We start from the raw sequence: 20,300 nt of genomic DNA on the forward strand, positions 1-20,300 counted from the left end.
GGCAACGTGAACGAATTGACCCAATTTCTCTGCAGCAGCAGCTACGCAAAAGAGAACGGCGTGCTCTATTACCAGGATGAGGTGTATATCCGTGACGATGCCCCAGCCTTTGCGCTGCTGGAGATGCGCCGGGTACTCGGGCGCGCTTACGATCCCGCCATCCTGACGGCTGAGGCCTTTGAAGAGCTGCTGGCCAAAATCTGGCAGCAGAGCAGCGGCGTCTCGCAACAGTTGGTTGACGATATGGACGCTGACATCGATCTGATGGCCTTAACCGAGGAGATCCCCGACAACGAGGATCTGCTGGATAACGACGAAAACTCGCCGGTGATCCGCCTGATCAACGCCATTCTCGGCGAGGCGGTGAAAGAGGGCGCCTCGGATATTCATATCGAAACTTTTGAACGTACGCTGAGCATCCGCTTTCGCGTGGACGGCGCGCTGCGACCGGTGTTGCAACCGGCGCGCAAGCTTGCGCCCCTGCTGGTGTCGCGTATTAAAGTCATGTCTAAACTGGATATTGCGGAGAAACGCCTGCCGCAGGATGGCCGTATCTCCCTGCGTATTGGCCGTAAGGCGATTGACGTGCGTGTCTCGACCATTCCGTCACAGTACGGCGAGCGCGTGGTGATGCGCTTGCTGGATAAAAGCAACCTGAAGCCGGATATCAACAAGCTCGGGCTGATTGATGAGGAGCTGGAAAAGTTAAAGGGGCTGATTGACCGCCCGCACGGCATTATCCTGGTCACCGGGCCGACAGGCTCCGGGAAAAGCACCACCCTGTACGCCATCCTGTCGGCGCTGAACGGCCATGAACGCAATATTCTGACCGTCGAAGATCCGATCGAATATGAGCTGGAAGGGGTAGGGCAGACGCAGGTGAACCCGCGCGTGGAGATGACCTTTGCCCGCGGCCTGCGAGCGATCCTGCGTCAGGACCCGGACGTGGTGATGATCGGGGAAATTCGCGACGGCGAAACCGCGCAAATTGCGGTACAGGCCTCCCTCACCGGTCACCTGGTAATGTCGACGCTGCATACCAACAGCGCGGCAGGCGCCATTACGCGTCTGCGTGATATGGGGCTGGAATCCTTTTTGATTGGCTCATCGTTGCTCGGGGTCATTGCCCAGCGTCTGGTGCGGCGGCTCTGTACCCACTGCCGAATCACCAGCCCGCTGGATGCCAATGAAAAGGCGCTGTTCAGCTTTATGGCGACGCCGCCCAGGGAAATTTATCGCGCGGTAGGCTGTGAACATTGCCGCCAGAGCGGCTATCAGGGGCGGGCAGGGATCCATGAATTCCTGGTGGTGGACACCGCCATGCGCCGGGCTATCCACGAAGATAAAGATGAAATGTCCCTCGAAACCCAGCTGTTTAAGGAGGCGTATAGCCTGCGTGAAAACGGCTTGCTGAAAGTGATAAGCGGCATTACCTCACTGGAAGAGGTCATGCGCGTCACCGCCGAACGCGGAGGGGACGAATAATGGCTTTCTACGCCTGGACGGCGACCAACGCGGCGGGCAAAACCCAGCGCGGCACGATGCAGGCCGAGGGGCAAAAGCAGGTTCGCCAGTGCCTGCGGGAACAAAAGTTGCTGCCCGTGAGCATCAGCGAAACGCATCAGACCGCCGCCAGTGGGAAAGCAAAGACCGGGGCAAAACTCTCTACGCCGGTGCTGTCGATGTTTACCCGCCAGCTCTCTACGCTGGTCAACGCCGCGCTGCCGCTGGAGAGTGCGCTGAAGGCCATTTCGAAACAGACGGAAGATAAAAAGCTGGCGTCGATGGTGGTAGAGATCCGCGAGAAGGTGGTGGAGGGGCATACCCTCTTCGACGCCTTTAGCCAGTTTCCGCGCACCTTCGACAAGCTCTACTGCACCCTGGTGATGGCCGGTGAAAAGACGGGCCACCTGGGGGATGTGCTGGAAAAACTGGCGGAGTATAACGAGCAGCGCCAGAAGATGAAGAGCAAGCTGACGCAGGCGATGGTCTACCCCATCACCCTGACGGTGGTGGCTGTCGCGGTAATCAGCATTCTGCTGGTAGCGGTGGTGCCGCAGGTGATTGAACAGTTTACCCATATGAAGCAGCAACTGCCGCTTACGACCCGTACGTTGATTGCCGTCAGCGATTTTCTGCAGGCCTGGGGAATCTACATAGCAGGCGCGCTCGGCGGGGGGATAATCGGCTTTAAGAGCTGGGTTCGCAACAGTAAAAATCGCTTTCGCTACCACAGCTGGCTGGTAAACCGCTCGCCGATTAAAAAGCTGGTGTGCGCCATCAACAGCGCCCGCTATATCCGCACGCTGAGTATCCTGCAGGCCAGTAGCGTGCCGCTGCTGGAGGGGATGTACATTGCGATGGACGGTATCGAAAACCTCTACGCGCGCCGGGTGCTTGAGCAGGCGGCCGATACCGTACGGCAGGGGGCAACCCTCTATGCCGCCCTGGAACAGGCGAAATTATTTCCGCCCACCATGCTTTATATGATCGCCTCCGGCGAAGAGAGCGGGGAATTAGGCAACTTAATGGATCGCGCAGCAGAAAATCAGGAGTCGGCCTTACAGCACCGAATTACCTTAACGCTGTCGGTATTTGAACCGGCGCTGGTGGTGAGTATGGCGACCATTGTTTTATTCATTGTGCTGTCAATATTACAACCGCTTCTGCAACTTAATAACATGGTAGGTTAATAAATGGCTATGAAACGTAAAAACCTGGCTCGCCAGGCGGGCTTCACGTTGCTCGAATTAATGGTGGTAATTGTTATTCTCGGCGTACTGGCGAGTATGGTGGTGCCCAATTTAATGGGGAATAAAGAAAAAGCCGACGCGCAAAAGGCAACCAGTGATATTGTCGCCCTCGAAGGCTCGCTGGATATGTATAAGCTGGATAACCACCGCTACCCCACCACAGAACAGGGGTTGCAGGCGCTGGTTACCAAACCTGAAATTGCGCCAATTCCAAACGGTTACCGCGCGGGGGGCTATATCCGCCGCCTGCCGCAGGATCCCTGGGGCAGTGATTATCTGATGGTAAGCCCAGGGGAACACGGCGCGATCGATCTCTTTTCGGCAGGACCGGATGGCGAAGCGAATACCGCCGATGACATCACCAATTGGTCTCTCGATAAAAAAGAGAAATAATGAAAAACCAACGCGGCTTTACGTTGCTGGAAATTATTCTGGCGCTGGTGATATTCGCCAGCTGCGCCATGATGGTGGTATCAACAATACCGTCACGCAGCGGCGCGGATATATTTGGCCAGCAATTAAAAGCCGTTGTTGATTATGGATCGGATCGCGCAGTGATGGACGGAAATATCGTTGGGTTAGTTATTACCGCCGAGAAATATCAGCTGGTCACGCTCGAAGATAAAAATGGCGAACGCCTGTGGGCGCCCTTATCCGCGGGCCGTATTACGACTCAGGGCGAGTTTCCGCCAGCGATGCACGTCTCGCTCTCCCCCCAGCGGCTGGCCGCCACCACGGACGCCGAGCCGCAGATTGTTTTTCTGCCGGACGGTGAAATCAGCCGCTTCACGCTGGCGCTGCAAAGCGAAGATAAAACGCACGCGTTCCGGGTGGTATCGCAGGGCGCTGCCCCGGTATCGGTTGAAAACGATGAGTAACGGTACAGCAAAGCAGCAGGGGATGACGCTGCTGGAGGTGATGGTCGCGCTGGTGATCTTCTCCACGGCCGCGCTGGCGCTGATGAACTCTGTCACCCTGAACGTGCGCTTTACCCATGGCCTGGCCGATACGCTGCAGGCCAGTTGGGTGGCGGAAAACCAGCTGGCGGAAGCGCAGCTGGAGAAAACCGCGTTTCCTGACGCCGAAGCGCAGGGCAGCGAGATCATGGGGGGCCGCAGCTGGACCTGGCGCAAACAGCGGGTCAAAACGGCGAAAGAGGGCTGGGCCAGTGACATTCGCGTATATGCGGAGGGCGACGAAAGCCAGCCGGTGATTGCCCTGCACATCATTCCTCCAGGAGAGCTGAAGTGAAACCTATGCAGCGCCAGCGCGGCTTTACGCTGCTGGAGATCATGATTGCGCTAACGATCTTTGCGGTGATCAGCACGCTCGTCTGGCAGATTCTGGACGGGGCGATGCGTACCAGCTCGGCCACCGATGCCAGCGCGGCAAAACTGAACCAGCTACAGCGTGCCTGGAGCCTGCTGGAGCGCGACTTCTTTCAGCTGCAGGCGCGCGCGCCGCGTAATGAACCGGGGCGCTTTCGGGAAGAAGAAAATGCCCTTGAGCTGACCACCCTGAGCGGCGTGAGCGGCTCGGTACAGCTGGAGCGCGTGCGCTGGCGGCTGGAAGAGGGGCGGCTGTATCGCGATGTCTGGCCGGCGATCGACAGCCCGGCCGGCGTCGAACCGGACGAGGTGCCCATTGTCAGCGACGTGAAATCCCTGCAGTGGCGCTTTTATCGCGACGGATGGTTAAAAAGCTGGAGCGACAGCGATCATCAGCCCGACGGCGTGGAGTTGACGCTGACCATGAACAATGGCGAAAGCTGGCGCTGGGTTTTCACTACCCCGAGCGACCGGCCGGAAGTGGCAGAGGCGCCGAAACAGCAAGAGCAGCCAGCGCCAGGATCGTTAACCCCGCCGCCTCCGGAGGCGACGCCCTCTCCTGACAAGGGAGCACAGCCATGAGGCAATTAGCGAAGCAGCGAGGCGTGGCCCTGTTGGTGGTCTTGATCCTGCTGGTGATGATGTCGGCGCTGGCGGCAAAAATGAGCCAGCAGTTTTGCCGCAACCTGCAAAAAACGCACTATCAGGTGAGTCAGCAGCAGCTGCGCTGGGCGATGCAGGCCCAGGAGAAAGAGGTGAAAACACGCCTGCAGGTGGATGCGAGCGGCGAAAGTAAACCGCTTGATCCCGGGGGGGAGTGGCACCAGCCGCTCCAGACGCGGGGGGAAGATTACACGGTCACCGGGCAGGTTGAGGACGCGCAGGACTGCTTTAACGTCAACAACCTGCTCGCAGACGCGCCGACGGCGGGGCAACCGGCGGGGGCACTGCCAGAAAAATCCCGGGCTGAGCAGAGCATGGAACAACTGCTAACTGACGGCGGCATCGGCCAGCACCAGGCGGAAGAGATTTACACCCAACTGATGGATTATCTCGATGGGGACAGCACCACCGTCAAAGGGGGGGCGGAGATCGATGCCTGGGCGGGCCTACAACCGGCCCGCCAGCCAGCGAACCAGATGATGACCAACATTGCAGAGATCAAACTTTTACCGGCATTCCCTGCCGCCGCCTGGCCAAAGGTGAGCAAGCTGCTTTGCGCATTGCCGGACAGCGCCAGCAAGGTGGATGTGAATACGCTTCGGCCCGATCGGGCCGCGGTTCTGGCCGCACTGTTTCCCGGCAAGTTAACCGCCGATGACGCCGCGCGGGTGATCGCTGCCCGTCCCGAGGCGGGGTGGGAAAGTGGTGAAGCCTTCAGCCAGGCGCTGGAGCAACTTTTCCCGCAGTTAAAAGACGATCTGCCGCAGGTTGCCCAGCAGATCGCCGTAAATAGCCGCTATTTTCGCGTGAATTATACCGGCAATACCGACGCCCTGACGCTCAGAGTGGTGAGCCAGCTTCAGGTTAACCCTGAAGCGGGCGAGATTGTGACATGGCAGCGTCGTTACCGAATGATTGAATAACCAAAGTTGAACGTTATGAAACAGGTGCTTTTTATTCGTCCCGACCGGGATGAGGGCGGAAAAACAGGGTGGTGCGAATCCGGAAGCCAGCAGGTGGAGATGCTGGATGGTCCGGAGGCGCTGAACACGCTGGCGGATCATCCTCTCGCCGGGCGCGTTTGCGTGTTGTTGTCTGCCAGCGAGTTTATTTTCCGCCACTTTACACTGCCGAAAAAAATCGGTGCCAACGCCTCCGCCCCTTTCTCCTGGATGGCCGAGGAGACCTTGATCGGCGACGTGGACAACCTTCACTGGACGGTGCTCGGGAAAAAGGGGCGCGAGGTGGATGCAGTGGCCATCGATGCGTCGCGGCTACGCCAGTGGCTGGCGCCGTTGTACGCGGCGGGGCTTACCCCCGTTCAGGTCTTGCCGGATGCCTGGCTGCTGCCGGCCACGCCGGGAGGCAGTACGGTGGCGGTACTGGAGGGCGAATACTGGGTCCGTTTCCTCTCAGGCGAGGCGTCGGTACTGGACGCAGCCTTGCTACCGCTGGTCTTACAGCGCGCGGGAGAGAGCGTGCTGCACAGTTATGGCGCGCTGCCTGCAGGGCTGACGGCGCAAGGATCCCTGCCCTGGCAACACCCTCTGGTGCTAATCCAGCCCCAGTGGCAACGCTGTCGGGTTAATTTGCTCCACGGAGCGTTTAGTCCGAAACCGCGTCACCTGGCCGCCAAAAAAGGGATGAGAACAGCGATGATCGCGGCGGGGTTGTTGTCCCTGACGCTTCTGTTAGGGCCGCGTGCCGCGCTGGCGTGGAAGCTGGTACAGCAGGAGAACCAGGTGCAGGAAGATATTGTGCAGCTCTATCAGCACTACTTCCCCAGCCTGCGCCATCAGACCAACATTAAATACCATTTTGGTCAGAATCTTAAAAAGCAGAGCCGGGGCTTCTTCCTCCAGCTCGACGACCTTGAAGCCGTTAAAAAGGCGGTGCCTGCGATGGGCATTGATGTGCTGGAGTACGACGCCACTCACGACACCCTGACCCTGAGCGGCAGTGCGCAATCGCCCGAGGCGCTGCAGGCCTTTGTGAACCAGGCAAGTACGAAATTTGATTTTACGCTGCAGCCTGTTTCAAGGGAGGCGCCCTATACCGCCATGTTCACCGGAAAATATAAATGAAAGAACGCATCGCGCAACTGACATGCAAATATCAAAATTATAGCGCCAGAGAGAAAGCGATAATAAAACTGTGTGGCGCGGCGCTGTGCTGTGCCGCTGTTTATTATATGGCAATGGTTCCCCTGGATAATATTATTCAAACCGCGCAGTTAAAACTCGACAGACAAAAGGAGACATTAAACTGGATGCGTAACGAAATCGATATTAATCATCTTCAGGTCCAGCAAATTAAAACGGACAATCCCCGCAGCGTGGTTGAAAACAGCGCCCACGAAATCGAGTTACCCCTCAGTAATATACGTCAGGAGGGGCAGACCCTCTCTTTTGTGGTCGAGCGGGTCAACATTTATGTGCTGAAAAACTGGCTGCGGGAGATCAATATCACCTCTGGCGTGCGGCTGGAGAAAATGAACCTTACTCCGGTCGATCACCTGAGCGATGTGAAGGCTGAAATTCAGTTAACCTGGCGAAAAGCCGCGTGAATGGGCTCGCGCTTATACGCCAGAGTTATCCTCTGGCGTTCTGCGGGATGAGCGCGGTGCTGGGGGCGATTGTAGGCAGTTTTCTCGGGGTGGTTGCAGAGCGTGTTCCGCCGATGGTGATGGAGGAAGGACACGATAAAAATTTGCTCTTTCCGGCATCGCACTGCCCGGTATGTCAGCATTCACTTCGTCCGTGGGAGAACGTTCCGCTTATTAGCTGGCTGGCGCTGCGCGGGCGCTGTAGCCAGTGCTAGGCCGCCATCCCCCTGCGCTTGTTTCTGCTGGAACTGCTTTGCGCCCTCTTTTATGGCTTCACCGCCGGGTGGGGGGCCGATCTCCTCTCCCTGGCATCTCTCTGGCTGCTGATGGCGTTTCTGCTGCCGTTAGCATTGATAGACGCTGAGCATCAGCTGCTGCCCGACTGCCTGACGCAGCCGCTACTGTGGGCCGGGTTAGTATGCCACGCTCTCGATCATCAGTTGCCCCTGTCGGACGCGCTCTATGGCGCGGTGGCGGGTTATCTGTCGCTCTGGCTGCTGTACTGGGCATTTCGCCTGGCGACCGGGCGTGAAGGGCTGGGCTACGGCGATTTTAAATTACTGGCGGCCCTGGGCGCCTGGTGTGGCTGGCAAGCCTTGCCCGCTATTGTGCTGGTGGCGGCGTTGTTGGGTATCAGCGGATATTTCATTTTTAACCGCCAAACGCATTCCGCCATTGCGTTTGGCCCGGCGTTAGCTTTGGCCGGGATCGCGATCTATCTCGCGCAATTCTTTCTTTAAAAGAAGCAAGTTTTTTTGGTGATTTTTTCGATGAAGGAAAGAAAGGAGATAATTTACCTTCGGCGTATGATCAAAAGATATCAATCTAACAGGAGCTTGGGTTGTCTCTTTTATTTGGAGGACGTGCAACACAGTTAATTTCGCGTAACGGGTTTTCTGTTTTATTACACACATTGCAATGAATGCTTTCAGCCCGATGGAAAGTATGGGCTGTCCCTATCTGAAAAATAAGTTGATCAGGAAATAACAATGAAGTTTATTAAGCCAAAATATCTGGCCCTTTTTGTTGCGGCAGCAACCAGTTCGGCATTTGCCGCGCTGCCGGGTACGCCTTCAATTACCACCGGCAATGACAAATTTGCCCTGGTGCAAGTAGACCAGACGGCCCAGGATTACAATAACCTTATTAAAGTTCACAAAGATGGCGTTGACGTTAAAGTCGAATGGACCGTCTGGAGCGGCGATGCCCCTACCTCGGCCAAAGTGCTGCTCGATGGCCAGACGGTCTGGACAGGCGCGGGTAGCACCGCAGGTAACGCGACCTTCAAGGTCAAAAAAGGCGGACGCTATCAGGAGCAGGTGCAACTCTGTAGCGATAGCGGGTGTTCAACCAGCGCCAGCAAGCTGATTATCGTGGCCGATACCGACGGAAGTCATCTCCTGCCAATGAACACGCCGCTGCTGGAAAATAATAAAACGTTCACGCAGCACACCGACAAGGTGGTGGGCGCCTATTTCCCGGAATGGGGCGTGTATGACCGTAACTTTACCGCCGATAAAATCCCGGTGGCTAACATCAACCATCTCCTGTACGGCTTTATTCCTATCTGTGGCGGTGACGGCATCAACGACAGCGCCAAAGCGTCAGGGGCGCTGGAAGCGCTGAAACGCGCCTGTCAGGGACGCCCGGATTATACCGTGGCTATCCATGACCCCTGGGCGGCGCTGCAGAAGCCGCAGCAGGGCGTAACCGGCTGGGACGAGCCTTACAAAGGTAACTACAGTCAGCTGATGGCGATGAAAAAGGCGCATCCGGATCTGAAGATCCTGCCTTCCGTAGGCGGCTGGACGCTGTCCGATCCGTTCTTCCAGATGAACAACCCGGAACTGCGCGCCCGCTTCGTCTCCTCGGTTAAAGAGTTCCTGCAAACCTGGAAAGTGTTCGACGGCGTCGATATCGACTGGGAATTCCCGGGCGGCGGCGGCGAGAACCCAGGGCTGGGTAACCCACAGACTGATAAAGCCACCTACACCGCGCTGATGCACGATCTGCGTCAGATGCTGAACGAGCTGTCCGCTGAAACGGGCCGGACTTACGAGCTGACCACCGCGATCGGTGCGGGCGGCGATAAGATTGAAGACGTGGACTACAACACTGCGCAGCAGTATATCGACCACATCTTCCTGATGAGCTACGACTACTACGGCGGCTGGAGCAATACTGAACTGGGCCATCAGACGGCACTGTATGGTGCCTCCTGGAAGCCAGACACCAACTACACCACCGATAACGCGGTCAATGCGATGTTGGCTCAGGGCGTACAGCCAGGCAAAATCGTGGTCGGCGCGGCGATGTACGGTCGCGGCTGGAAAGGGGTGCACGGTTACACCGGCGATAACCCGTTCACCGGCACGGCAACAGGCCCTATTGCAGGCTCCTGGGAAGCGGGGATTATCGATTACCGCGACATCGTCAAGAATATGCTGGGCAAACCCGGCTGGGAATATAAGTACGACGCCGCGGCCGAGGCACCGTATCTGTTTAACCGCTCCACCGGCGAGCTGGTGAGCTACGACGATGCGCGCTCCGTCAAAGCGAAAGGCAACTACGTGCTGAATAAAAACCTCGGCGGGCTGTTCGCATGGTCCATCGAGTCTGATAACGGCGATATCCTGAATGCCATGAACGAAAGCCTGGTAAGCGGCGGCTCTGCGCCGGTGGATCCGGTGGTGACTAACCATGCGCCGGTAGCGTCAGCGACAGATATGAACGTGACGGGCCCGGCCTCCGTAACCCTGGACGGTTCTGCCTCTTCCGATCCGGATGGCGATGCGCTGACCTGGAAATGGACCCAGGTGTCCGGTACGGCGGTGACTCTGGCCAACAGCACTCAGGCGATTGCTAACTTCAATCTTCCGGCTGTCGCCAGCGATCAGACTTTCGTCTTCCGCCTGACCGTGACCGACGCCAAAGGGCTGAGCAACGCGATTGATGTGCAGGTGGTGAATAAAGCGCCTAAAGCCAACCAGGCGCCGATCGTCAATGCGATGGATCCGGTAACGGTTGAGGCGGGTGAAGCTGTCTCCCTGCATGCTCAGGCGACGGACCCGGATGGCGATGCGCTGACTTACAGCTGGAGCGTACCGGCAGATATGAATGCGACCGGAACAGATACCGCTAACGTGCGTATCACCGCCCCGGAAGTGAGCAATGCCTCGACCTATACCCTGAGCGTGATCGTTTCTGACGGGAAAACCAGCGTGCAGTCTAACGTCCCGGTGACGGTCAACCCGAAAGCGGCGCCAGCGCCAGCGGACGAAGAGACCACGCCATCTGACGAAGGAACCACACCGGCAGACGAAGGAACGACGCCAGCAGACGAAGGGACAGCGACCGGTAACTGCGACGCCCCCGTTGATGCTAACGCCAGCCAATATGCGGCCTGGGCAGCGAATAAAGTCTATAACGCCGGCGATACCGTCAGCTTCGACAACCTGGTGCGGAAAGCGAAGTACTGGACGCAGGGCAATCAGCCTGGATTCGGCGCACAGGCCTGGGAGCTGGTCAGCCAGGTGAAATTCAACTGGCGCTCTGATGTGGTCTATAACGGCGGCGACACCACCACGTACGAAGGTAATCAATACCGTGCGAAGTGGTGGACCCGCGGTGATAAACCGGGCAACAGCGATGTCTGGGTGAAAACCGGCCCGGCGTCAGATTGCAATTAATCTCTCTGTAGCACGCAACACCCCCCGGATGGGGGGTGTTTTTTTCTATGTCACCCGGCGCACTGCTCTCACCCCAAAGCAGGTACTGATGAAAACGTTACTGCTCATTATGCTCCTCGTCAGCCAGGGCGCTTACGCCAACTGCTGGGACAAAGCCGCACAGGCCTATCACGTCGATCCCTATCTCCTGTACGCCATTGCGCACGTCGAATCCGGGATGAATCCCTGGGCAATTGGCAAAAATGCCGACGGTACCCGGGATGTCGGCCTGATGCAGATCAACAGCATCCACTTTCCGGCGCTGGAGAGTCGGGGAATTAGCGAATACCAACTGATATTAGAGCCCTGCACCTCGATTATGGTCGGGGCCTCTATTTTGTCCGGCATGATTAAGGTGTATGGCAATAATTGGGAGGCGGTCGGGGCCTACAACGCCGGGTTAAAAAAAGAGAATTACCCGCAGCGGATGCTGTATGCCCGGAAAGTCTGGCAAAAATACCAGCAGTTAAAAATGCCTGCCCGCCATAGCTGGGCGCCGCGACCCTTGTTGACGCATCAGCGATGCAGTTTACCGTGATCCCGCAGCCATGCGGCCGTGCGCACAATACCCTCATCCAGCGTCACCACGGGCGCATACCCCAGCTCGCGTTCGGCGCGGCTAATATCCAGCGTAAAATCAAAGTTCAGCTTAGAGACGCCGTAGTGGGTGAGGGCGGGCTCTTTCGACGCTTTATTGCCAAGCCGCTCCATGCTGCGGGCAATGATATCCAGCATCGGGTAGGGCACGGAGCGGATCCGACAGTGAATATTTAGCTCGTCTATCAGCCGCTGTACGATGCTGCGTAAGGAGCGAGGCTCGCCGTTGGTGATGTTATAGGCCCGTCCGGAGGGGAGAGCGTCGGCGCTGCTCTGACTCGCCAGCCACATGGCATGGACGGCATTTTCGTAATAGGTCATATCCACCAGCGCATCGCCGCCACGTGGCAGCAGCACGCTGCCGTAGTGGTGCATCATCTGCGCCAGGCGCGGGATAAAGACCTTATCGTGCGGCCCAAAGAGACTTTGCGGACGCAGTACCGTAAAGCGGGTATGGGGATTTGACTGCGCCAACAGATCGATCACCTCTTCGCTGGCCGCTTTACTGCGGGCAAACTCGCAGGCGTAGCGCTGAGGACGAAAGTCCTCTTTAACATCCCGGTGATGGTGATAATCGAAATAGAGCGACGGCGAAGAGATATGAATGAAGTTACGCACGCCCCAGGCCACGGCCCACTCGCCCAGACGACGCGTGGCGCGCACGTTAGCAAGATCGAAGGCTTCCTGCGTGCCCCACGGAGAGGTAAAGCTGGAGCAGTGCCACAGGGTGTCAATTCCGGCCAGCATCACTTTGGCCTGCGAGGAGACCAGCTCCGTCAGGTCGGCATGGACAAACTCAGCCCCCATCTTCTGCAGCAGTTTACCCATCGCTTCGTTGCGACCGGTGGCCCTGACGCTAATGCCTTTGTTGCGCAGAAACTCGACCGCATTTCGACCTAAGCCGCTGGTGGCGCCGGTAACCAGTACCTTCATATCAATCCACTGTGTTGAAAAGAATTTCGTGCGCATTCTTCCGTGAAATACGCCACGATGCAATGGTAAAGGCGAAAGATTAAGAGTTTTATTTATACCCTTATCCGTCAGGCTGCCTGTGCCCTGGCTTTGTTATTCGGCCCGGTTCCGGGTTTGACCAGGGGCCTGACGCGATGGCATCAGGGCTGAGGTTTTTCCGCCAGGCGGGCAATACGTTTTGCCATGCCGCGAAAAATGAACAGATGCGCCGGAATCATCAACAGCCAGTAGAACAGACCCGGCATGCCGTGCGGGTGCCACCAGGCGCGGACGTCAAGCTCGCGGTGTTCGCCTTTGTCCTTCAGGGTAAAGCACAGCCGCCCCAGCCCGGGGGCCTTCATACCAAAGAGTAAGGCCAGCTGCTTTTCCGGCTCAACGATAATCACTTTCCAATTATCTACCGCGTCGCCCACCTCCAGCATCGCCCGTGCCGGACGGCCCTTCGCCAGCCGGTGGCCCACCAGCAGATCCAGCGCGCCGCGGGTCTGCCAGAGCAGGTTGCCAAAGAAATAGCGCTCTTTGCCGCCAATCTGATTCACAACCGCCCACAGATCGCTAAGGCTGGCGTCAGTTTTCACGGTACAGCCCGCCTGTTTAGGGAAGTAGCCATACTCCGGCCGCCAGCGGGCAAAGGCCTGCGCATCAAAGCCCCAGTCGCTGGAGTTGACCAGTTTCTCTTCTTCTTTCAACGTATTGCGAACCGCATCGTCAAACGGGATTAACGGCTGGGGGATCAACGCCCGCAGCGCAGCGTCGTCGGCCAGCAGATCGTGCTTCAGCCCCTGAATCAAGGCTTTGGCGGTTGTCGGGGGCACGGAGGTGATGACGTTTAAAAACCACACCGAAATCCAGCGGGTCGGGAAGGGGATAGGGATCAGCGGCCGGTGGCGACCGCTCACCCGCATAAAATGTTCAAACTGCTGTTGATAGCTGAGCACCTCTGGCCCGGCGGCCTCCAGAACCCGGTGGCGCTGCGCAGGATGGTTAAGCAGTTCCACCAGATAGTGCAGCAGATTTTCCAGCGCGATGGGCGTGGTACGCGAGCGCACCCAGCGCGGCGGCGTGAGCACCGGCAGGTTATAGACCATATCGCGCATCACTTCGAAGGCGGCAGAGCCCGCCCCAACGATAATCCCCGCCCGCAGTTCGGTAAGGGGAATATTCGCCCCGCGCAGGGTCTCGGCGGTGAGCTGGCGTGCGCGCAGGTGGTCTGACTGCTCCTGCTCCGGCGCCTGTAATGAACTGAGGAAAATAATCTGCCTGACCGGCGTCGCCAGCAGGGCATCGCGCACGTTCATCGCTACCTGACGCTCGTGGGCAATAAAATCGCCCCCTTCGCCCATGCTGTGCACCAGATAATAGAGCGTATCCACTCCTTCCAGCAGCACGGACAACTCTTTCGGCCAGTTGAGATCGACGCTATGGCAGGAGACACCCGGCAGGTTCTGTTTTTGCAGCCGTTCAATGCTGCGTGCCACCGCCAGCACCCGATGCCCCTGCGTACTGAGGGCCGTGACCAGGTGTTGGCCGATATAGCCGCTGGCGCCCAGCACCAGAATTCGTTGTGGCACGCGGGGCTCCTTAGCGCTGTAGGAAGGCCTGCCAGTGGCTTACCACCTCGGCGAGCTGAGCGCGACTGACGTCAAGGTGCATCACCAGACGTACCACGCCGGAGGCGTTGATCAGCACCCCCCGGGCTTTCAGATACTCGCCCAGCGCGGCGGCACGCTCATCACCCACCCGCACAAACAGCATGTTGGTGTCATGACGCATCACATCGGCCCCGATCTCGCGCAGTTGCGCGGCCATCCAGGCGGCGTTATCGTGATCCTCTTTCAGGCGCTGGACGTTATTTTTCAGAGCGTACAAGCCCGCTGCCGCCAGGATCCCTGCCTGACGCATCCCGCCGCCGGTCATCTTGCGCCAGCGGTTGGCCCGTTTGATGTACTGGACATCGCCTACCAGCAGCGAGCCAACGGGGGTGCCGAGACCTTTCGAGAGACAGATGGTGAAGGAGTCGCAGTACTGGGTGATGGCTTTCAGTTCGCAGCCATATTCCACCACCGCGTTGAAGATACGCGCCCCATCCACATGCAGGCCCAGCCCGCGCTCGCGGCTAAATTCCCACGCCGCTTTGAGATACTCGCGCGGCAGCACTTTACCGTTATGGGTATTTTCCAGGCTTAGCAGTTTTGTGCGGGCGAAATGGATGTCGTCGGCTTTGATTTTGGCCGCCACTTTATCCAGCGGCAGGGAGCCGTCGGCGGCAGCGTCGATGGGCTGCGGCTGGATACTGCCCAGTACCGCTGCACCACCGGCTTCGTACAGGTAGTTATGCGCCCCCTGGCCGACAATGTACTCTTCGCCGCGTTCGCAGTGGCTAAGCAGGGCCACCAGGTTGGCCTGGGTGCCCGTAGGCAGGAACAGTGCAGCCTCTTTACCGCTCAGTTCAGCGGCGTAGCGCTGGAGTTCGTTAACGGTGGGGTCATCGCCGTAGACGTCGTCCCCGACCGGGGCGGCCATCATCTCTTCGAGCATGGCGCGCGACGGGCGGGTAACGGTATCACTACGTAAATCAATCATCTCACATCCCTATAGTTAGACAGGCAATGTGAGACATTTTTACCTGAGCCAGTTGGTTTTGGCTAGCTCCATCACCTCGTCGCCGCGACCACTAATAATCGCCCTCAGCATATACAGGCTGAAACCTTTCGCCTGCTCCAGCTTGATTTGCGGCGGGATCGCCAACTCCTCTTTGGCGACGACCACATCCACCAGCACCGGGCCGTCGATAGCGAACGCGCGCGTAAGCGCCTCGTTGACGTCGGAGGCCTTTTCGACGCGGATCCCGGGGATACCGCAGGCTTCGGCGATACGGGCAAAGTTGGTGTCATGCAGTTCGGTGCCGTCGGTCAGATATCCCCCGGCCTTCATCTCCATCGCCACAAAACCCAGCACGCTGTTGTTAAAGACCACAATTTTGACCGGCAGCTTCATCTGTACCACCGACAGGAAATCGCCCATCAGCATGCTAAACCCACCGTCGCCGCACATCGCCACGACCTGACGCTGCGGTTCGGTCGCCTGGGCGCCCAGCGCCTGCGGCATGGCATTTGCCATCGAGCCGTGGTTAAACGAGCCGAGCAGACGACGCTTGCCGTTCATTTTCAGGTAGCGTGCGGCCCAGACGGTGGGCGTGCCCACATCACAGGTGAAAATCGCGTCCTCGGCGGCGAGATCGCTGATCTGCTGCGCCAGATATTGCGGGTGAATGGCTTTGTCGCTCGGCTTCGCCAGATCGTCCAGCCCTTTACGGGCGTCGCGATAGTCGCTTAACGCTTTATCGAGGAACTTACGCTCGGTTTTCTCTTCCAGATGGGGCAGCAGCGCGGCGAGCGTCGCTTTAATATCCCCCACCAGGGCCATATCCACCTTACTGTGGGCACCGATGCTGCCGGGGTTAATATCAATCTGAATGATTTTTGCGTCGGTGGGGTAAAAGGCACGATAAGGGAACTGGGTACCCAGCAGGATCAGCGTGTCGGCATTCATCATCGTGTGGAAGCCGGATGAGAAGCCGATAAGGCCGGTCATCCCCACGTCATAGGGGTTGTCATACTCAACATGCTCTTTCCCGCGCAGGGCATGGACGATGGGCGCTTTTAGCTTTTCCGCAAAGGCCAGCAGTTCATCATGCGCCCCCGCGCAGCCGCTGCCGCACATCAGCGCGATATTGCTGGAGTATCGCAACACCTGCGCCAGCTTTTTCAGCTCTTCTTCTGCCGGGGTGACCACCGGTAACGGGGCAGGATACCAGTGGCTGCTGGCCGTTTCTGGGGCGGGCTTCAGGGCCACGTCGCCCGGCAGCACCACTACCGAAACGCCACGGTTCAGAATCGCTTTGCGCATGGCGATGGCCAGTACCTGCGGGATCTGCTCTGGGGAGGAGACCAGTTCGCAGTAGTGGCTACATTCCCGGAACAGCTCCTGAGGATGAGTCTCCTGGAAATAACCGCTGCCGATTTCGCTTGAGGGGATGTGAGCGGCGATGGCCAGCACCGGTACGTGGTTACGGTGGCAGTCAAACAGACCGTTAATCAGGTGCAGGTTGCCCGGTCCGCAGGAGCCAGCGCACACGGCGAGCTCTCCCGTCAGCTGTGCTTCTGCCCCGGCGGCAAAGGCGGCCACCTCTTCATGGCGGGTGGGCATCCAGTCAATGGTCCCCATGCGGTTAAGGCTATCACTCAAGCCATTGAGGGAGTCGCCGGTGACCCCCCAGATGCGTTTTACCCCTGCCTGTTCCAGCGTTTTTGCAACATATGCCGCCACGGTCTGTTTCATGGTGATCCAACTCCTTTTTGTGATATCGCTTACAAGCTTAGAAGAAAATTACCGCTCTGCCCCCTTGGTATCAGCTGCTATCCATTCGAAACAATTAGACATATTCTGGCTGCAGTTCAGATAAAACAGGAGTAATTTCAAATGGTTAAATCATTGTTAATTGCTGTTAATAAAACGCTAACACACGACGATATGGGCAAGCTGTTGTTACGCCTTGCCGTGGGCGGGTTAATGCTCTTTCACGGCCTGCATAAGCTTTTCGGTGGCGTGGAGGGTATTAGCGGCATGTTGGTCGCTAAAGGTTTACCGGGATTTATCGCTTACGGGGTGTTGGTGGGGGAGGTGGTGGCACCGATCCTGATTATTCTGGGGATCCTGACTCGACCGGCGGCGCTGGTTCTGGCATTTACTATGGTCGTCGCGTGGCTAATGGTGGGAACAGGCAAAACCTTAGCGCTGGATGCGGTAGGGGCCTGGGCCATTGAAAGCCTGGTCTACTTCTTCGTGGGGGCACTGGCGGTAGCGCTGTTGGGAGCGGGTCGTTACGCCCTGGCAAGCCATCCGGCGTGGAAATGAAAGTAAAAACGCCCGGCGATGTCACCGGGCGTTTTTATCAGGCGAGGACTAAATCCCCCTGCGGATGGCAGGAGCAGGCTAGCACGTAGCCGTCGGCGATTTCGGCGTCCGTCAGCGTCATGGTGCTGCTCACCGTATACTCGCCGGACACGACCTTCGTCTTACAGCAGCCGCACACGCCAGCGCGACAGGCCGCGGCCACTGGCACCTTGTTGCTCTCCAGCGCCTCCAGCAGCGTGGTGCCCACGCGGCCAAAGAAGGTTTGCGCAGGTTGCAGCTTAGTGAACTTAAGCCCGCTGGTTGCCGCTTCGGCGACAGGGGTGAAGAACTGCTCTTTAAAGAAGCGGGTCACACCCAGCGCTTTAACCTCTTTTTCCACGATATCCATGTACGGCGCAGGGCCGCAGGTCATCACGGTGCGGGAGGCAATATCCGGCACGCTTTGCAACAATTCCCGGCTCAATCGACCCGAGACAAAACCGTGGGTAGCGTTATTTTCTGCCACCAGCGTGACCGGGTAGTTACGCCACTCCTCGGCAAAAATCACATCCTCTGGCGAGCGGACGCTGAAGATCACCTGCACGTCGGCCTGCGGGCGGTTTTTCGCCAGCCAGCGGCGCATTGACATTACGGGCGTCACGCCGCAGCCGGCGGCCAGCAGCAGGAATTTATCATCGGCCTTATCGTCACAGGTAAACTCGCCCTGCGCGTCTGAAAGCCAGATGTAATCTCCACGTTTTACGTCGCGGGTCAGCCATTCGGAACCTGCCCCTTCATCAATGCGACGGATGGTAAGCGTAATGTACTCGCTCACGCCCGGCGTGGAGGAGAGGGTGTAGGCGCGCAGGGTGTCCGCAGAGTTGCGGACACTGACCAGCGCATACTGACCTGCACGGTACGGATAGTAGTCATGGCACAGCAGTGACAGCGTCCACACATCCGGCGTCTCCTGATGGATGTGATGGACCTGCATCCGCCACGGACATTGTGAGGTTGGCATGGTCATGAATCTCTCCTTACGCGCTCAGCAGCTCTTTCATATCTTCTTCAACGGTGGTCACGGAACGCAGACCAAATTTCTCGTTCAGCACGGCCAGCAGGTCCGGCGTCAGGAAGCCTGGCGCGGTCGGGCCGGTGACGATGTTGGTCACGCCCAGTGAGAGCAGGGTTAGCAGGATAACGATCGCTTTTTGCTCGAACCAGGAGAGCACCAGCGACAGCGGCAGGTCGTTCACGCCGCAGCCCAGTTTCTCCGCGAGGGTGACGGCCAGAATGATGGCTGAGTAGGCGTCGTTACACTGACCGGCATCGACCAGACGCGGCAGGCCTTCGATGTTGCCGAAGTCCAGCTTGTTGAAACGGTATTTCCCGCACGCCAGCGTCAGGATCAGGCAATCATCCGGTACGCTGGTGGCGAAATCGGTGAAGTAGTTTCGCTCGCCGCGCGCGCCGTCGCAGCCGCCAATCAGGAAGATGTGACGCAGTTTTTCACGGCTCACCAGATCGATGAGGGAATCCGCCGCACCCAGCAGGGTTTCGCGGCCAAAGCCTACGGTGATCAGATGTTCGATTTCGCTGTAAGGGAAGCCAGCCATCTGCTGCGCCTGGGCGATAACCGGGCCGAAATCGTCGCCTTCGAGGTGGCTCACGCCCGGCCAGCCGACGATGCTGCGGGTCCAGATGCGGTCATCATACGCGCCCACGGTAGGGTCGATGATGCAGTTAGAGGTCATCACGATGGGGCCAGGGAAGCGGGCAAATTCAACCTGCTGGTTCTGCCAGCCGCTGCCGTAGTTCCCGACCAGGTGTTTGAATTTACGCAGCTCCGGGTAGCCGTGTGCAGGCAGCATTTCGCCGTGGGTATAGACGTTAACGCCGGTGCCTTCGGTTTGCTTCAGCAGGTTGTAGAGGTCTTTCAGGTCATGCCCGGAGATCAGGATACATTTGCCTTCGGTCGCTTTCACGTTGACCTGGGTTGGCGTTGGGTGGCCGTAGGTGCTGGTTTCACCGGCATCCAGAATGCTCATTACCTTGAAGTTCATCTGGCCGATTTCCATTGAGCACTCCAGCAGCGCGTTCATGTCGGAAGGCCAGGTGCCGAGCCATGCCATGATTTTGTGGTACTGGGCATAGATGTCGTTGTCGTACTGGCCGAGAACGTGCGCGTGTTCCATATAGGCCGCCGCACCTTTCAGACCGTACAGGCACAGCAGACGCAGGCCGAGAATGTTCTCGCCAATCGCCGCTTTGTCTTTGTTCGGGGTAAATTCCGCGGCCTGACGCTGCAGGTCGCCCAGGTCGTCGCTCACCAGCTGCAGCTCGGCCATTGGGTTATCCACGCGCGCGCTGGCGTCGGCGTTCAGGCACTGCGCCTTCAGCGCTTCACGCAAGGCAATGGCTTCGCGGGCATAGCCGACGATGCGAGGAGAATCAAAGTTAACGTTGGTCAGCGTGGAGAAAAAGGCGCGTGGCGCGAAGCTGTCGACGTAGTGGTCGATAATACCGTATTCGCGGGCTTTGAATGCCCATGCGGAAAGCCCTTGCAGGGAAGCGATCAGCAGATCCTGCAGGTCTGACGTCTCGGCGGTTTTGCCGCACATGCCCTGCGCGTAAGAGCAGCCATTGCCTGCCGGGGTACGGATGGTTTGTTCACATTGCACACAAAACATAATCACACCTGTTAAAGTTATATTTGATATACATGTTTAAGATTATGCTGGTGCCAGATCAGAGAAAA

The 20,300-nt window shown here is 58.1% G+C and carries 18 protein-coding genes and 1 pseudogene; 13 read left to right on the forward strand and 6 right to left on the reverse strand.

Translation table 11 applies throughout. The features are described 5' to 3' along the window. Nucleotides 1-6 precede the first annotated feature (6 nt). The 12 genes and pseudogenes from gspE (at nucleotide 7) to iagB (ending at nucleotide 11,615) form a co-directional block, all read left to right on the forward strand. Nucleotides 7-1,485, forward strand: coding sequence for a type II secretion system ATPase GspE (gene gspE, locus JZ655_RS06740; RefSeq protein ID WP_207293335.1), 1,479 nt, complete (start codon nucleotides 7-9; stop codon nucleotides 1,483-1,485). Further along, nucleotides 1,485-2,693, forward strand: coding sequence for a type II secretion system inner membrane protein GspF (gspF, locus tag JZ655_RS06745; protein WP_207293336.1), 1,209 nt, complete (start codon nucleotides 1,485-1,487; stop codon nucleotides 2,691-2,693). Before gspE ends, gspF begins: the two co-directional genes overlap by 1 nt. A gap of 3 nt (nucleotides 2,694-2,696) precedes the next feature. Then, entirely contained in the window at nucleotides 2,697-3,146 is a 450-nt protein-coding gene (gene gspG, locus JZ655_RS06750; RefSeq protein ID WP_046886865.1) for a type II secretion system major pseudopilin GspG, read from the forward strand. Continuing rightward, the gene (gspH, locus tag JZ655_RS06755) at nucleotides 3,146-3,631 is read left to right on the forward strand and encodes a type II secretion system minor pseudopilin GspH (RefSeq protein WP_207293337.1); all 486 of its coding nucleotides are present in this window, start codon (nucleotides 3,146-3,148) and stop codon (nucleotides 3,629-3,631) included. Before gspG ends, gspH begins: the two co-directional genes overlap by 1 nt. Then, nucleotides 3,624-4,004, forward strand: coding sequence for a type II secretion system minor pseudopilin GspI (gene gspI / locus JZ655_RS06760; protein ID WP_207293338.1), 381 nt, complete (start codon nucleotides 3,624-3,626; stop codon nucleotides 4,002-4,004). Before gspH ends, gspI begins: the two co-directional genes overlap by 8 nt. Further along, entirely contained in the window at nucleotides 4,001-4,663 is a 663-nt protein-coding gene (gspJ, locus tag JZ655_RS06765; RefSeq protein WP_207293339.1) for a type II secretion system minor pseudopilin GspJ, read from the forward strand. The genes gspI and gspJ overlap by 4 nt, the downstream gene beginning before the upstream one ends. Next, nucleotides 4,660-5,667 carry a type II secretion system minor pseudopilin GspK gene (gspK, locus tag JZ655_RS06770; RefSeq protein WP_207293340.1) on the forward strand — a complete coding sequence of 336 codons (1,008 nt, stop codon included), beginning with the start codon at nucleotides 4,660-4,662 and terminating at the stop codon, nucleotides 5,665-5,667. Before gspJ ends, gspK begins: the two co-directional genes overlap by 4 nt. A gap of 15 nt (nucleotides 5,668-5,682) precedes the next feature. Continuing rightward, nucleotides 5,683-6,828: a type II secretion system protein GspL gene (gspL, locus tag JZ655_RS06775; protein ID WP_207293341.1), complete on the forward strand. Its 1,146-nt coding sequence runs from the start codon at nucleotides 5,683-5,685 to the stop codon at nucleotides 6,826-6,828. After that, nucleotides 6,825-7,310, forward strand: coding sequence for a type II secretion system protein GspM (gene gspM, locus JZ655_RS06780; RefSeq protein ID WP_046886859.1), 486 nt, complete (start codon nucleotides 6,825-6,827; stop codon nucleotides 7,308-7,310). Before gspL ends, gspM begins: the two co-directional genes overlap by 4 nt. Beyond that, nucleotides 7,307-8,089 (forward strand): annotated as a pseudogene (locus JZ655_RS21490) (prepilin peptidase). Before gspM ends, JZ655_RS21490 begins: the two are co-directional and overlap by 4 nt. Before the next feature lie 249 nt (nucleotides 8,090-8,338). After that, nucleotides 8,339-11,038 carry a glycosyl hydrolase family 18 protein gene (locus JZ655_RS06795; protein WP_207293343.1) on the forward strand — a complete coding sequence of 900 codons (2,700 nt, stop codon included), beginning with the start codon at nucleotides 8,339-8,341 and terminating at the stop codon, nucleotides 11,036-11,038. A gap of 88 nt (nucleotides 11,039-11,126) precedes the next feature. Continuing rightward, the gene (gene iagB, locus JZ655_RS06800; protein WP_207293344.1) at nucleotides 11,127-11,615 is read left to right on the forward strand and encodes a type III secretion system invasion protein IagB; all 489 of its coding nucleotides are present in this window, start codon (nucleotides 11,127-11,129) and stop codon (nucleotides 11,613-11,615) included. On the opposite strand, the gene JZ655_RS06805 is transcribed toward iagB, so the two are convergent. From JZ655_RS06805 to poxB, 4 genes are all read right to left on the reverse strand, one after another. Then, nucleotides 11,594-12,607: an NAD-dependent epimerase/dehydratase family protein gene (locus JZ655_RS06805; protein ID WP_046886977.1), complete on the reverse strand. Its 1,014-nt coding sequence runs from the start codon at nucleotides 12,605-12,607 to the stop codon at nucleotides 11,594-11,596. The two genes, iagB and JZ655_RS06805, sit on opposite strands and share 22 nt — an antisense overlap. Nucleotides 12,608-12,786: 179 nt before the next feature. Continuing rightward, nucleotides 12,787-14,217, reverse strand: coding sequence for an SDR family oxidoreductase (locus JZ655_RS06810; RefSeq protein ID WP_207293345.1), 1,431 nt, complete (start codon nucleotides 14,215-14,217; stop codon nucleotides 12,787-12,789). A gap of 10 nt (nucleotides 14,218-14,227) precedes the next feature. Next, nucleotides 14,228-15,229, reverse strand: coding sequence for a low-specificity L-threonine aldolase (ltaE, locus tag JZ655_RS06815; protein WP_207293346.1), 1,002 nt, complete (start codon nucleotides 15,227-15,229; stop codon nucleotides 14,228-14,230). Between the two features lie 39 nt (nucleotides 15,230-15,268). Next, the gene (poxB, locus tag JZ655_RS06820) at nucleotides 15,269-16,987 is read right to left on the reverse strand and encodes a ubiquinone-dependent pyruvate dehydrogenase (protein ID WP_040076362.1); all 1,719 of its coding nucleotides are present in this window, start codon (nucleotides 16,985-16,987) and stop codon (nucleotides 15,269-15,271) included. 141 nt (nucleotides 16,988-17,128) lie between these two features. On the opposite strand from poxB, the gene JZ655_RS06825 reads away from it, so the two are divergent. Then, nucleotides 17,129-17,563, forward strand: a complete 435-nt coding sequence (locus JZ655_RS06825; RefSeq protein WP_040076361.1) for a DoxX family protein — start codon at nucleotides 17,129-17,131, stop codon at nucleotides 17,561-17,563. 37 nt (nucleotides 17,564-17,600) lie between these two features. On the opposite strand, the gene hcr is transcribed toward JZ655_RS06825, so the two are convergent. Both hcr and hcp read right to left on the reverse strand, forming a co-directional pair. Then, nucleotides 17,601-18,569 (reverse strand): NADH oxidoreductase, encoded by a 969-nt coding sequence (gene hcr / locus JZ655_RS06830; protein WP_207293347.1) that lies wholly within the window; start codon nucleotides 18,567-18,569, stop codon nucleotides 17,601-17,603. A gap of 10 nt (nucleotides 18,570-18,579) precedes the next feature. After that, a complete protein-coding gene (gene hcp, locus JZ655_RS06835; protein WP_207293348.1) occupies nucleotides 18,580-20,232 on the reverse strand; it encodes a hydroxylamine reductase in 1,653 nt (550 codons plus the stop codon). Nucleotides 20,233-20,300 lie beyond the last annotated feature (68 nt).

Source organism: Leclercia pneumoniae (genome assembly GCF_017348915.1).
Classification (GTDB): domain Bacteria; phylum Pseudomonadota; class Gammaproteobacteria; order Enterobacterales; family Enterobacteriaceae; genus Enterobacter; species Enterobacter pneumoniae.